The sequence below is a fragment of the Halomonas sp. LMYGS-3 genome, from assembly GCF_059509875.1.
The window spans coordinates 1-12,876 of the sequence record NZ_JCAKFQ010000038.1 but is presented as its reverse complement, the minus strand read 5'-3'; the positions used below and the strand labels follow the sequence as shown (position 1 = coordinate 12,876).

Annotated in this window: 12 protein-coding genes; 6 read left to right on the top strand and 6 right to left on the bottom strand. The window is 67.8% G+C overall.

Translation table 11 applies throughout. The features are described from left to right. The first annotated feature begins 43 nt into the window (after positions 1–43). Positions 44–790 (top strand): helix-turn-helix domain-containing protein, encoded by a 747-nt coding sequence (locus tag AC5W54_RS20800; RefSeq protein ID WP_495964010.1) that lies wholly within the window; start codon positions 44–46, stop codon positions 788–790. On the opposite strand, the gene AC5W54_RS20795 is transcribed toward AC5W54_RS20800, so the two are convergent. Further along, entirely contained in the window at positions 751–1,647 is an 897-nt protein-coding gene (locus AC5W54_RS20795) for an AEC family transporter (RefSeq protein WP_495964021.1), read from the bottom strand. The two genes, AC5W54_RS20800 and AC5W54_RS20795, sit on opposite strands and share 40 nt — an antisense overlap. 189 nt (positions 1,648–1,836) lie before the next feature. On the opposite strand from AC5W54_RS20795, the gene yddG reads away from it, so the two are divergent. The 3 genes from yddG (at position 1,837) to sodC (ending at position 4,337) form a co-directional block, all read left to right on the top strand. After that, positions 1,837–2,724, top strand: coding sequence for an aromatic amino acid exporter YddG (gene yddG / locus AC5W54_RS20790; protein ID WP_495964009.1), 888 nt, complete (start codon positions 1,837–1,839; stop codon positions 2,722–2,724). A 155-nt stretch (positions 2,725–2,879) separates the two neighbouring features. Then, positions 2,880–3,719 (top strand): methylenetetrahydrofolate reductase [NAD(P)H], encoded by an 840-nt coding sequence (gene metF / locus AC5W54_RS20785; RefSeq protein WP_495964008.1) that lies wholly within the window; start codon positions 2,880–2,882, stop codon positions 3,717–3,719. Between the two features lie 78 nt (positions 3,720–3,797). Continuing rightward, entirely contained in the window at positions 3,798–4,337 is a 540-nt protein-coding gene (sodC, locus tag AC5W54_RS20780; RefSeq protein ID WP_495964007.1) for a superoxide dismutase [Cu-Zn] SodC, read from the top strand. 139 nt (positions 4,338–4,476) lie between these two features. Here sodC and AC5W54_RS20775 read toward each other — a convergent pair whose 3' ends face one another. The 5 genes from AC5W54_RS20775 to prlC form a co-directional block, all read right to left on the bottom strand. Then, on the bottom strand, positions 4,477–6,672 hold the full coding sequence (locus AC5W54_RS20775; RefSeq protein ID WP_495964006.1) for a TRAP transporter permease: 2,196 nt from the start codon (positions 6,670–6,672) through the stop codon (positions 4,477–4,479). A 100-nt stretch (positions 6,673–6,772) separates the two neighbouring features. Then, positions 6,773–7,756: a TAXI family TRAP transporter solute-binding subunit gene (locus AC5W54_RS20770; RefSeq protein WP_495964005.1), complete on the bottom strand. Its 984-nt coding sequence runs from the start codon at positions 7,754–7,756 to the stop codon at positions 6,773–6,775. A 278-nt stretch (positions 7,757–8,034) separates the two neighbouring features. After that, a complete protein-coding gene (locus tag AC5W54_RS20765; protein WP_495964004.1) occupies positions 8,035–8,205 on the bottom strand; it encodes a hypothetical protein in 171 nt (56 codons plus the stop codon). Between the two features lie 16 nt (positions 8,206–8,221). Beyond that, positions 8,222–8,467 carry a YheV family putative zinc ribbon protein gene (locus AC5W54_RS20760; protein ID WP_495964003.1) on the bottom strand — a complete coding sequence of 82 codons (246 nt, stop codon included), beginning with the start codon at positions 8,465–8,467 and terminating at the stop codon, positions 8,222–8,224. Between the two features lie 64 nt (positions 8,468–8,531). Beyond that, positions 8,532–10,586: an oligopeptidase A gene (prlC, locus tag AC5W54_RS20755; RefSeq protein WP_495964002.1), complete on the bottom strand. Its 2,055-nt coding sequence runs from the start codon at positions 10,584–10,586 to the stop codon at positions 8,532–8,534. Between the two features lie 155 nt (positions 10,587–10,741). Here prlC and AC5W54_RS20750 point away from each other — a divergent pair, with 155 nt between their 5' ends. Together AC5W54_RS20750 and AC5W54_RS20745 are read left to right on the top strand one after the other, a co-directional pair. Next, positions 10,742–12,082, top strand: coding sequence for a sodium-dependent transporter (locus tag AC5W54_RS20750; protein ID WP_495964001.1), 1,341 nt, complete (start codon positions 10,742–10,744; stop codon positions 12,080–12,082). Between the two features lie 23 nt (positions 12,083–12,105). Continuing rightward, the gene (locus AC5W54_RS20745) at positions 12,106–12,687 is read left to right on the top strand and encodes a gamma carbonic anhydrase family protein (protein WP_495964000.1); all 582 of its coding nucleotides are present in this window, start codon (positions 12,106–12,108) and stop codon (positions 12,685–12,687) included. The last annotated feature ends 189 nt before the right edge of the window (positions 12,688–12,876 follow it).

The following is a 12,876-nucleotide window of genomic DNA, read 5'->3' as shown; positions in this document are numbered from 1 at the left end:
TGCCCGTGGTTCTCTCGTTCGACCGATCACCAGAGGTTTCCCCATGAGCGTGGCCCGCCCCGTCATCGAGACGCGCGCCTACCCCGACCGCGTGCTGACCGACCGCCATGCCTTCCACCAGTTGCTGCTGGGGCTCTCGGGGGGCGTGGAGCTCGAGGTTGGCGGCCGAGGCGTGCGGGTCGAACCGGGGGTGCTGGCGCCCGTCGGCGCGGGCGACGAGCACCACTACCTGGCGCCACGCGACAACGCCACCCTGGTGCTGGACCTGCCGGTGGCCTGGTGCGAGGCGCTGCGGCTGGAGGCGCTGTTCGAGGGTCGGCCACGGCGGTTGCCGGCGGCGCTGGCGGCCCGGGGGCGGCGCCTCGGGGCCCACGACGCCCCGGCGCTGGTGGGTTGGCTGAGCGAGGTGCTGGGGGAGGCGGCGGCGCCCGCACGGGAGCCGCGACTGCGGCTGGTGCGGTTGCTGCCCGAGATCGAGGCCGACCTGGCCAGGCCCTGGCGGGTTCGCGACTGGGCGGCTCGCTGCCACCTGGCCGAGGCCGCCTTCGCTCGCCAGTTCCGGGCGCTCACCGGCCAGGCACCGCATGCCTGGCTGGTGGCGCGGCGACTGGCCAGGGCGCGGGCCCTGATGGGCGAGTCGTCCGCCAGCCTCACCGAGATCGCTCTGGCCTGCGGCTTCGCCGATGCGGCGCACTTCTCGCGGGTGTTCCGCACGCGACACGACCTCTCCCCCCGCCAGTGGCGACGCCTTCACTGCAGCCCGGTGAGCCGCAGCAGTCCTGCCAGGTAGAGGGGAATCAGCAGCGGTGAGGCCAGCGTGGTCAGGAGCACGGCGATGGCGCCCTTCTCCGGGCGGATCGCGAGCTCCATCGCCACCACCACCACATTGGCGGCCATCGGTACCACGCCGACCAGCAGCAGCGCCAGGGCCAGCTCTGCGGAGATGCCCAGGGTGGCCTGCAGGGCGAGTACCGCGACGCCGGCGAGCAGCGGCCACAGGCCATAGCGCACGACCACACAGGCACCGATGAAGCGCATGTCGAACTCCCGGATGGAGACCCGACCCAGCGTCATGCCGATGATCATCATGCCGAGCAGGGTGTAGGTCGACGGGAAGACGTCGAGACCGGCCATCACTGCGGCCGGCACCGTCAGCCCGAGGCCACTGACCAGCAGGGCGGCGAAGAAGGCATAGACCAGCGGCAGGCGGACGATCTTGGCCAGGCTCTGGCGGACCGAGAACTGTCCCCGGGCACTGAGGAAGTAGCCCACCGTGAACTCGTAGAGGGTGATGCCCAGCAGGCAGAACAGGTACTGGGTCACGCCCTCGGGGGGCAACAGCACCATGGCGATGGGCAGCCCGAAGTAGCCCGTGTTGCCGGTGCCGGCGGAAAACGCCAGCACGGCGGCCTCCTGGGCCGGGAAGAAGGGCCGCGCCAGGCGGCCGACCGCGATGGCAAGCAGGCTGGCCGTCACGAACAGCCCCAGGGTCAGCAGCAGGTATTCCGGCGTGGGCCCGCCCAGGGTCAGGCCGCGAAAGAAGGTCAGCGGGGCGATGATGTAGATCAGCAGGGTGGCGATGGGGCGCGGATCGATGGACAGCCGTCGTGCGCACAGCCAGCCCAGGCCGACGAAGGCCAGCAACATCCACAAAGGGCCCAACAGGGTGGCGCCGAGGTCGAGTTCCACTATCGCAATTCTCGCATGTAAAGAGGCCCATCATGCCTGCTGGCGGCCACGCTGTCAGGGGGCAGGCAACGGGTCAGGATTCGACAAGTCCCGGTTGCGCCCGGTCTGGCAGGCTGTGCCCACCACCACCTGACGCACGATGCCCCCATGACCACGACCTGCGTGCCCGCTCCCGACTCCCGTGCCACCGCCATCGGCGCTACCACCGTGCTCAACTGGGCCCTGCTGGCGACGTTGACCCAGCTCGCCGGTCCGGTGCCTCCCTTCCTGCTCACCGCCCTGGCCTTCGCCATCGCCTTCGTCTGCTTCGCGCTGTGGCTCGGGGTGCGCGGCGAGTCGCTGACGGCACCGCTGCGGCAACCACCGGCGGTCTGGGCGCTGGGCGTGGGCGGGCTCTTCGGCTATCACGCGCTCTATTTCGTCGCCCAGCAGAACGCACCGCCGGCCAACGCCGGGCTGATCAGCTACCTGTGGCCGCTGCTGATCGTGATCTTCGTGGCGCTCCTGCCCGGTGAACGCTTGAAGGCGATTCATCTGGTCGGCGCGCTGCTGGGCTTCTCCGGCGCGGCGCTACTGGTCGGTGGCGACGTGGATGTCGGCGGCAGTGTGCTGGGCTACGCCGCGGCCTTCGCCTGCGCCTTCGTGTGGAGCGGCTATTCGGTGCTGTCGCGGGCCACGCGCGGCGTGCCGACCGCGGCGGTGGGCGGCTTCTGCCTGGCCACGGCGCTGCTGGCGGGGCTGTGCCATCTGCTTTTCGAGCCGAGCCGCTGGCCGCAGGGCATCGGTTGGCTGGGGGTGATCGGCCTCGGGCTGGGGCCGGTGGGCAGTGCCTTCTTCACCTGGGACCTGGGCGTGAAACATGGCGATCTGCGCCTGCTGGGGCTGCTGGCCTATTTCACGCCGCTGCTCTCGACCCTGGTGCTGATCGCGGCGGGCTATGCCTCCGCCTCGCCGCTGCTGGCGGTGGCCGCGGCGCTGATCACTCTGGGAATGCTGGTCGGCAGCGGTCGCCTGCGCTGGCCGCGGAGAGCATGATCGTCGGCAGTATGAATGAAATCGATACAGCCGCCCGGAAACTTTCATTGGCCGGGGGGCCGCCCGGTCGGCACAATGCGATCCTATCACCGACACGATCACGTCCATGACAGAGCAGCGTCGCCCGGCGATGGCGACCGATGAGGGTTGAATCGATGAGTGCACAAGAGCATCCGCTGGGTATCAGCTTCGAGTTCTTTCCGCCCAACACCGAGGCGGGGCGCGACAAGCTGATGGGGGTGCGGGATGCCCTGGCCGAGCGGCGGCCTCGATTCTTCTCGGTCACCTATGGGGCCGGCGGCTCCACCCAGGAGCGCACCCTGCATACCGTGCAGGCCGTTCGCCAGTCGGGCATCACCACCGCGCCGCACCTGTCGTGCATCGGCAGCGAGAAGGCGCGGCTGCGCGAGCTGCTCGTCCGCTACCGGGAAGCGGGCATCGACAGCCTGGTGGCGCTGCGCGGGGACCTGCCCTCGGGCATGGGCGGGATCGGCGAGCTGCGCTACGCCAACGAGCTGGTCGAATTCATCCGCGAGGAGACCGGCGACCACTTCGAGATTGCCGTGGCCGCCTATCCGGAGTCGCACCCCCAGGCGCCGAGTTTCGAGCACGACCTCACGAACTTCGCGCGCAAGATGAAGGCCGGAGCCGATCTCGCCATCACCCAGTACTTCTTCAGTGCCGACGCCTATTTCCACTTCGTGGAGCGTGCCCGTGCCCTGGGGGTGGAGGCGCCGATCGTGCCCGGCATCATGCCGATCACCAACTACACCAAGCTGGCGCGCTTCTCCGACGCCTGCGGTGCCGAGATCCCGCGCTGGATCCGCAAGCAGCTCGAGGCCTATGGCGACGACAGCGAGGCCATCGCCGACTTCGGCGAGGAGGTCGTATCGCGGCTGTGCCAGCGGCTGCTCGATGGCGGCGCCCCGGGGCTGCATTTCTATACCCTCAACCAGTCCGCGCCGACCCTGAAAGTCCTCGACAACCTGACCTGATCCTCCCCTGGCGGCTTCCCGCGCCAGTGTCTAGCCTTGTCCCTGCCTATCCATGGAATCAGGAACAGGAGACGCGAGATGCGCCATGCCATGCTTCCGGGAGTCGCCGCCGCCTCCCTTCTGCTCGCCACCTTCAGCGGCCACGCCGAAGAGCGCCACGAGGTCGAGATGCACCGGGTCAGTCCCGATGGTATCGAGGAGCCCCTCGGCACCATTACCCTGGAGGAGAGCGACCACGGGCTGTTGCTGACCCCCGACCTGCGCGATATCCCGCCCGGCGTCTATGGCTTCCACGTCCACGAGTACGCCAGCTGTGAGCCGGGCGAGGACGATGCGGGAAACATGGGGGCCGCCCGGCAGGCCGGTGGCCACTACGATCCTGACGGCACCGGCCGCCACGAAGGTCCCTATGGCGCCGGTCATCGCGGCGATCTGCCGGTGCTGACCGTCGATCGGGACGGTGCGGCGACGCTGCCGGTGCTGGCTCCTCGGCTCAGCCTCGATGACATGAGCGGGCGCAGCCTGATGATTCATGAAGGAGGCGACACTTACGCCGACGACCCCGAGCCGCTGGGCGGCGGCGGTGGGCGCATGGCCTGCGGCGTGGTCGAGTTCTGAGACGAGGGCGCGGTTGCCGGCACTCGCCTCGACCGCAGTGCCCGAGGGAACAGTGGCCAAGGGCGCGAAGTGAAAGGGCCCCGCCGATGGCGGGGCCCTTCTTGCTGTGCGGGAGGTTGTGTGGGAAGCCGCCCCGGGGTCAGCCGGAGGTGACTGGCTTGGCGCCGCCGCCGTGGGAGCCGCGCTGCAGCATGAACAGCCCGCCGCCGATGGCCAGCCCCGCAATATCGGTGTAGATGCCGCCATAGATCATGAACATGGCGCCGGTGAGCATCACCAGGCGCATCCATGCCTTGACCGGCCCGAAGAACCAGGCCTGGACCGTGGCGGCCAGCAGCACGATGCCGAGGGTGGCGGTCACGCCGACGCGCAGGATCTGCAGCCAGCTGCCTTCCATCAGCATCGCCGGGCTGTAGTAGAACATGAAGGGCACGATGAACGCCGCCAGACCGACCTTGAAAGAGGTGGTCGAGGTCTGCATGGCGTTGGCGCCGGAGATGCCGGCGGCAGCGTAGGAGGCCAGTGCCACCGGTGGCGTGATCGCCGACACGACCGCGAAGTAGAACACGAAGAAGTGTGCCACCAGCGGCTGGATGCCGATATTGATCAGACCCGGCGCTACCACCGAAGCGGCCACCGCGTAGGCGGCGGTGGTGGGCATGCCCATGCCGAGCAGGATCGAGATGCACATGGCGAAGAACAGCGCCAGCAGCTGACTCACGCCGGCCAGGCCCAGCAGCAGCGACGAGAAGCGTGCGCCGACGCCGGTCAGCGAGATGACGCCGACGATCAGGCCGGCGCAGGCACACACCGCGATGATCTGGATCGACATGGTGCCGGCCAGCTGCAGCGCCCGAAGGATGGCGCGGATACCCATCTTGTGCGGCGAGATCCAGCTCACCACGGCGGCCGAGGCGGTGGCCAGGGTGCCGGCGCGGATCACCGAATAGCCCATGAACAGGGCCGCGATCAGGATGATGATCGGCGCGAACAGGTAGACCTGCTTGACCAGCTTCGAGAACAGCGGGATCTCGTCCTTGCGCATGCCGCGCATGCCCTTGCGGGCCGCCTCGAAGTCGACCATGAAGTACACCGAGGCGAAGTAGAGAATGGCGGGGATCAACGCCGCCACGGCGATCTCGGTGTAGGGAATGCCGGTGATCTCGGCCATGATGAAGGCGCCGGCGCCCATGATCGGCGGCATGATCTGGCCGCCGGTGGAGGCGGCAGCCTCGATGGCGCCGGCGCTTCTGGCCGGATAGCCCACCTTCTTCATCAGCGGGATGGTCAGCGAGCCGGTGGAGACCACGTTACCGGCACTGGTGCCGTTGATCATGCCCATCAGGCCCGAGGCGAAGATCGACACCTTGGCGGGGCCGCCCCGGGCGCGACCAGCCGCGGCAAAGGCGAAGTTGACGAAGTAGTCACCCACCTTGGAGGCCTGCAGGAAGGCGGCGAAGATGATGAACAGGATGATGTAGGTCGACGACACCGCGGTGGTCGGCCCGAGGATGCCGGCGTCGGTATAGACCTGGCTGAAGAAGCGATTCATCGACAGGCCGGGGTAGCCGAGGAAGCCCGGGAGCAGGGGGCCGGCGAAGACGTAGATCAGGAAGAGGACGGAGATCACCACCAGGGCGAGTCCCGCGACCCGGCGTGTCAGTTCGAGGATCAACAGCGAGCCGGCGATGGCGGCCCAGGAGATGCCGATGGGGGCGAAGGCGGTGCCGGTGGCGGCGCGCAGTGGGCTGTTGTACATCACCAGCAGGTAACCGGCGCTGGCCAGGGCGGCGACCATCAACACCAGGTCGGCCGGGCAGAGCCGCTCACGGGCCTGACGATGGAACCAGGAAATGACGATGGCCGCGGCGGTAGCGAAAATCAGCGGATAGCCGAAGTGCCAGGTCTCCACGGCGGCGTCGATGCGCATGGCGCCTCCGCTCATCTCGCGCTGCATCAGGAAGACCTGCAGCAGGGCGTAGAGGGCCGGCAGCATCAGGGCATAGCTCGCCATCGAGAGCCAGCGGCCAGCCGGGCCGACCTCGTGCTGCTCGGCGAAGCGGGCACCGGTATAGAGGCTGTAGCCGAGGATCAGGGCGCCGGCGATGTGCACGATGCGAAACGACCAGGTCTCCATCGGGTAGACGTTGAGCGACACCAGGTGAAACGTCGAATAGCCAATGGCGAGAACGGCGAACAGCAGCCACCGCCAGTGGGTGAACATGCGTCGGTTGGACTCGACGACTTCCTCGTCGACGCCCTCGGCGATGGTTTCCGGCGCCTTGTCGATGGGGGCATCCTCGCCATCGGGGCGAGTGTCGGGTGTATGGCTCATGGGGAATCACCCTTGAGTGTGAAGCGGAGGGGAGGCTGACCCTGCCCCGTATCGCCGGGGGCGGTGCGGGGCAGGGTGGCAAGAGGAGTAGTGGTACGACTTACTTGATCAGGGACGGATCGATCTCGTAGCCGTTCTCCTCGTACCAGCGTGCGGCGCCCGGATGGAAGGGCAGCACTTTGTTGTGCACGATGTTCTCCGGGATGGTGGTCTCGGCACTGCGGTGCACGTTACGCATCTTGTCGTTGTTCTCCATGGTGACCTTGGTCACTTCGTAGACGAAGTCTTCCGGCAGGTCGCAGCGGGCGATGGCGAAGTTCCACATGGAGACGGCGCGGGCGTCCTCTTCCAGGGTGGTGTAGGTGCTGGCCGGGATCTGGAAGGGCGCCACCGGGAACTTCTCGAGCACCTGGGCCTGTTCCTCCTCGGTGAACTCGATGATGTTCACGTCGGTCTGGACCTCGAGCTGGCTGACGGCCGGGATCGGGATGCCGGCGGCGAAGGCGATGACGTCGAGCAGGCCATCCTGCAGCTGGCCGCCGAGGTCGGTCCAGCCGCCATTGCGGCGCTCGAAGTTCACGCCCAGCTCCTCGAGGATCGCCGGGAAGTAGGTGTCGGAGGTGGAGGCCGCCGGGCCGAAGCCGATGCGGGCACCGTCCGGGATCTCGGAGATGGAGGTGATACCGCTGCTGGACAGGGCGGAGATCGAGAACGGGGTCTCGTACATCGGGAACAGCGCGCAGACGTTGTCCATGGCCACACCCGGTGCCAGCGGGCTTTGCCCGGCCACGGCATCGGCGGCCGGCCCCATGGTGGTGAGGCCGAAGGCCAGGTCGCCGGTATGGACCAGCGCCAGGTTCTGGGTCGGGCCGCCGGTTACCTCGCCACCACCGGAAAGTCCCAGCTCGTCGGCGACCAGGTTGGCCCAGCCGGAACCATAGACGAAGTAGGTGCCGCCCTGGCTGGCGGTGCCCACGGTGAAGTTCTCCGGCCATTCGGAGCGGTCGGCGTGGACCGAGGTCGCGGCGACCAGCAGGGCGCCGGCCAGGGTGCCGGCGAGTGCGGTGGTGGTGACATTACGCATGGCGTATCTCCTGTTGCGGTTGTGGTTATTCGTCCGATCGACAGGCGATGGGGTAGGGTCAGTGTGGCAGGTGTCTCCCCCGGCTGCCTCGATCCAGACAAGGTGCTGCATTCAACGCCTTTCACTATAGCAAGAGGCGGGCCGGCCGCTAGGTAATCTCTTTTGTGTCAGCATGTTGGTGACGTGACGTGCGACTAAGGTCGAAAGGCTGGAATGGCGTGATGGCTGGAACTCCGCACGCAGGCGGTGAAGAGGTGTGCGGAAACCCGCACAGGAGATCAATCTGCCATGGAAGGGCCTGACAAGGCAGCCATCATCCGGCTCGCCTGGTGCAGGTCGTTCATCAACGAGGAGCCCAGCCAGGGGGCGAGGCGGGCCAGCAGCAGCGCCACCGCGGCCGTCAGGCCCAGCCCCTCGCGCAGGCGGCGAGGCTGCCGGATGAGTGCCATTCCCTGGCCGGGCACCTCAGCGGCCCTTGGGGTCGAGAATCTTCACCGGCTGGAAGTCCTGTTGGGCCTGCTCTTCACGCGGGCGGCTGACCCGGGTCTCGAGTTCGGGCGGTGCCTCGTCCTCGATCGGCAGCTGTTCGAAGAAGTCGCAGCTGACGCACTCCCGGTAGCGGATGCCGTGCTGCTCCCAGGCGCGGATGCGGTCCATTTCGGCGCAGCGCGGGCAGATGGCGCCGGCGATGAAGCGTTTCTGAACGGCCATGAGGCCTCCTGATGACGCGCCGCCGGGAGACGCCCCCGCGGCGCAGTGGTGGTGGTGCGGGAGATCAGGCGGCACGAATACCGCTGTGGCGCAGCAGCGGCTCGACGCTGGGGTCGCGGCCACGGAAGGCGCGGAACAGCTCGGCGGCATCGCGGGAGCCGCCCCGCTCGAGGATCTCGGTGCGGAAGCGCCGCCCGGTCTCGGGGTCGAAGATCCCGGCCTCCTCGAAGGCGCTCCAGGCATCGGCGGAGAGCACTTCGGCCCACTTGTAACTGTAGTAGCCCGCAGCATAGCCCCCGGCGAAGATGTGGCTGAAGCCGTTCTGGAAGCGATTGAAGTCGGAGCGGGGCACCACGGCGACGGCATCGCGCACCGCGTCGAGCAGCGCCTGGATCTCGACGGCGGATGGGGCCGCGAGCTCGTGGTGCAGGCGGAAGTCGAACAGCGAGAATTCCAGCTGGCGCACCAGGCCCATGGCCGACTGGAAGTTCTTGGCCGCCTGCAGCTTCTCGAGCAGCTCGGCGGGAAGCCCCTCGCCGCTCTCCACGTGGCCGGTGATCAGGTCGAGCCCCTCGCGCTCCCAGCAGTAGTTCTCCATGAACTGGCTGGGCAGCTCCACGGCGTCCCAGGCCACGCCGTTGATGCCGGAGATATCGGCGACGGTCTGCCGGGTCAGCATGTGATGCAGGCCGTGGCCGAACTCGTGGAACAGGGTGGTGACCTCGTCATGGGTCAGCAGCGCCGGCTGGTTGCCCACTGGGCGAGTGAAGTTGCAGGTCAGGTAGGCCACCGGCAGCTGCAGTTCGCCCTGTTCGAGGCGGCGCACCCGGCACTCGTCCATCCAGGCGCCGCCGCGCTTGCCCTCGCGGGCATAGAGGTCGAGGTAGAAGCCGGCGATGGGGTCGCTCCCTTCGACAATGCGGAAGTAGCGGACGTCGGGGTGATAGCGCGGCGCATCGGTGTCCTCCTCGAAGGTCACTCCGTAGAGTCGCCCGACCACCCGGAACAGGCCGTCGACCACCCGGGGGGCCGGGAAATAGGGACGTAACTGCTCCTGGGAGATGGCATGCCGCGCCTCGCGCAGCTTCTCGCTGGCATAGCCCACGTCCCAGGGGGCGAGCTCGCTCATGCCCAGCTCGTCACGGGCATAGGCCTCGAGGTCGTCGTACTCCTCGCGGGCCTGGGGCACGGCGCGTCGGGCCAGGTCCTCGAGGAAGTCGAGCACCTCGCGGGGCGTCTCGGCCATCTTGGTGGCCAGCGAGTAGTCCGCGTAGGTGGCGAAGCCCAGCAGGCCGGCGAGTTCATGGCGCAGCACCAGGGTCTCCTCCATGATCGGCGCGTTGTCGAACTGCCCGGCATGAGGCCCCTGGTCGGAGGCGCGGGTGACGAAGGCGGTGTAGACCTCGCGACGCAGCTCGCGGTCCTCGGCATAGGTCATCACCGGGAAGAAGCTGGGGAAGTCCAGGGTGATGCGGTAACCCGTGAGGCCCTTGGCCTCGGCGTTGGCCTTGAGCATGGCCAGGGCGCTCTCGGGCAGGCCGGCCAGGCGGCCGTCGTCGGCGAGATCGAGGTGCCAGGCCTGGGTGGCGTCGAGTAGCTGGTTGGAGAAGGCGTTGCCGAGCTCCGAGAGGCGGGCGCGGATCTCGCCGTAACGCTGCTTCTGTTCTGCCGGCAGGTCGACCCCGGCCAGGCGGAAGTCGCGCAGGGTGTTGTCCACCGCCTGACGCTGACCCTCTTCGAGATCGGCCCAGGCGGGGCCGTCCTTCAACGCCTGCCAGGCACGGAACAGCCCCTCGTGCTGGCCGAGCCAGGTGCTGTAGTCGGAGAGCTTGGCGAGACAGGCCTGGTAGGCCTGGCGCAGGGCCTCGTTGTTCATGGTGCCATTGAGGTGCGAGACCGGCGACCAGGCCCGGGACAGGCGGTCGTTGAGCGCCTCCAGCGGGGCGGCCAGGCTCTCCCAGGTGGGCGGTCGCTCGCCCTGCTCGGCCTCGGCGACGAGTCGCTCGACGGCGGTGCGGTTCTCCGCCAGGAGCTCGTCGATGGCGGGCACCACGTGCTCGGGCCGGATGTCGGCGAAGGGGGGCAGGACGTGGGGTTCGAGCAGCGGGTTGCGGGACATGCGCACCTCGGGGTCAGGAGAGTGATCGTGACCTTAGATGCGGGCGCCGGGCCAGGGTTTCAATGTCGCCCCGGGGGCGGGAAGCGTTTGGCCCTTCTCGAGTGGCCTGCTAGTCTTGCTGCCTTTGCCGGGCCCGCGGAGCGGGAGAGGACACCATGAACGAGACGCTGGAGCGCTGGACGACCCGGCGCGCCTTCATTCTGGCCGTGACCGGAGCCGCCGTGGGGCTGGGCAACATCTGGCGCTTCCCCTACATCGCCGGTGAGAACGGCGGAGCCGCCTTCCTGCTGCTCTACGTGATTTTCGTGCTGCTGCTGGGGCTGCCGGTGATGATGGCCGAGATCATGATCGGCCGGGCCGGGCGCAGAAGCCCGATGCAGTCGCTCGGCCATCTGGCGGCCCAGGCCGGACGCAGCGGCCACTGGCGCTGGCTGGGACTGTTCGGCGCCTTCACGGTGTTCTGCATCCTGTCGTTCTACTCGGTGGTCTCGGGCTGGTCCATCGAGTTCCTGGTCGCGTCGGTCAACGGCAATTTCGTCGGTGCCAGCCCGGCCGAGATCGGTGCCGGTTTCGAGGCCTTCCTTGCCGACCCCGGGCGGATGACCCTCAACCATACCTTCTTCCTGTTCATGACCATGTCGGTGGTCGCCGCCGGCGTCGCCAAGGGGTTGGAGAAACTCAACAATCTGCTGATGCCGCTGCTTTACCTGCTGCTGCTGCTGCTGGCCGGCTATGCCGCCACCACCGACGGCTTCGGCCAGGCGCTGGCCTGGCTGTTCATGCCGGACGTCTCGGCGGTGACGCCGCTGGTGGTGCTGCACGCCATGGGCCACGCCTTCTTCACCCTGGCGGTGGGGGCCTGTGCACTGATGGCCTACGGCGCCTACATGCCGGACCACCAGAGCCTGCCCCGGGCCGCCGGGGCGGTCGCCCTGCTGGACATTGGCGTGGCGCTGCTGGCCGGCATCGCGATCTTCTCGGTGGTCTTCGCCCAGGGCATGGATCCCGGCGAGGGCCCCGGACTGATGTTCGTGACCCTGCCGATCGCCTTCGCCGAGCTGCCCTGGGGGGCGCTGTGGCTCAGCGTCTTCTTCCTGCTGCTGCTGCTCGCCACCTGGACCTCGTCGATCAACCTGGCCGAGCCCATGGTCGCCACCCTGCAGGGCATCGGCCTCAGGCGTGGCCATGCCACGGCGATCATCGGCATGGCGGTGTGGCTGGTGGGGCTGCTCTCGGTGTTCTCCTTCTCGCTCCTGGCCGAGTGGCGTCCGCTGGCCGGCATGAACTTCTTCGATCTGGTGACCACGGTGCCCACCGAGATCTTCCTGCCCGTCGGCGGGCTCGCGATCGCCGTCTTCGCCGCCTGGGTGATGCCCGAGCAGAGCGCGTTGCGGGCGCTCGATGCCGGTCCGGCGGGGTTCCGCACCTGGCGCACCCTGGTGCGCTGGGTGTCGATTCCCCTCACGCTGGTAGTATTGGTGGCGGGACTACTGTGAAACGCTGACGGCGGGAGATGAGGATGAGCGAGGCGATGGCGAGTCGAACCGGAACGATCCGGCCCTGGAAGGGGGTGACCCCGCAACTGGGGGAGCGGGTCTACATCGACCCGGCCTGCATGGTGCTGGGCGACGTGGTGCTGGGCGATGACTGCTCGGTATGGCCCATGGCGGTGATCCGCGGCGACATGCACCGGATCCGCATCGGCGCACGCACCAGCGTGCAGGACGGCAGCGTGCTGCATATCACCCATGCCAGCGACTTCAACCCCAAGGGCTTCCCGTTGACCATCGGCGAGGAAGTGACGATCGGTCACAAGGCGATCCTGCATGGCTGTACGCTGGGCAACCGTATCCTGGTGGGCATGGGTGCCATCGTCATGGATGGCGCGGTGGTCGAGGACGAGGTGATCATCGCCGCCGGTGCCGTGGTGACGCCGGGCAAGCGCCTGGCCAGCGGCCATGTCTATGCCGGCAACCCGGCCAAGGCGCTGCGCCCGCTCAAGGAGCAGGAGCGTGCCTTCTTCCCCTATACCGCCGGCAACTACGTCAGGCTCAAGGACGAGTACCTGGCTGCCAGCGAGATGGGGCAGGCCTCTGTCTGAGACCTGTCGCCAATTGGCAACTGTTTGTTTTTTCAGGCCATGTTGCGCATAATCTGGATTTCTATCGCTATGTTGGTATCTGCTGTTGGCGTGCTTCAAAAATACTGTATAAACTACTGTATATCCAGTTTCCCCTGGAGTACACCATGAAGCGCGCAGACCTCAAAACTCTCGAGCAGACCCTGGCTC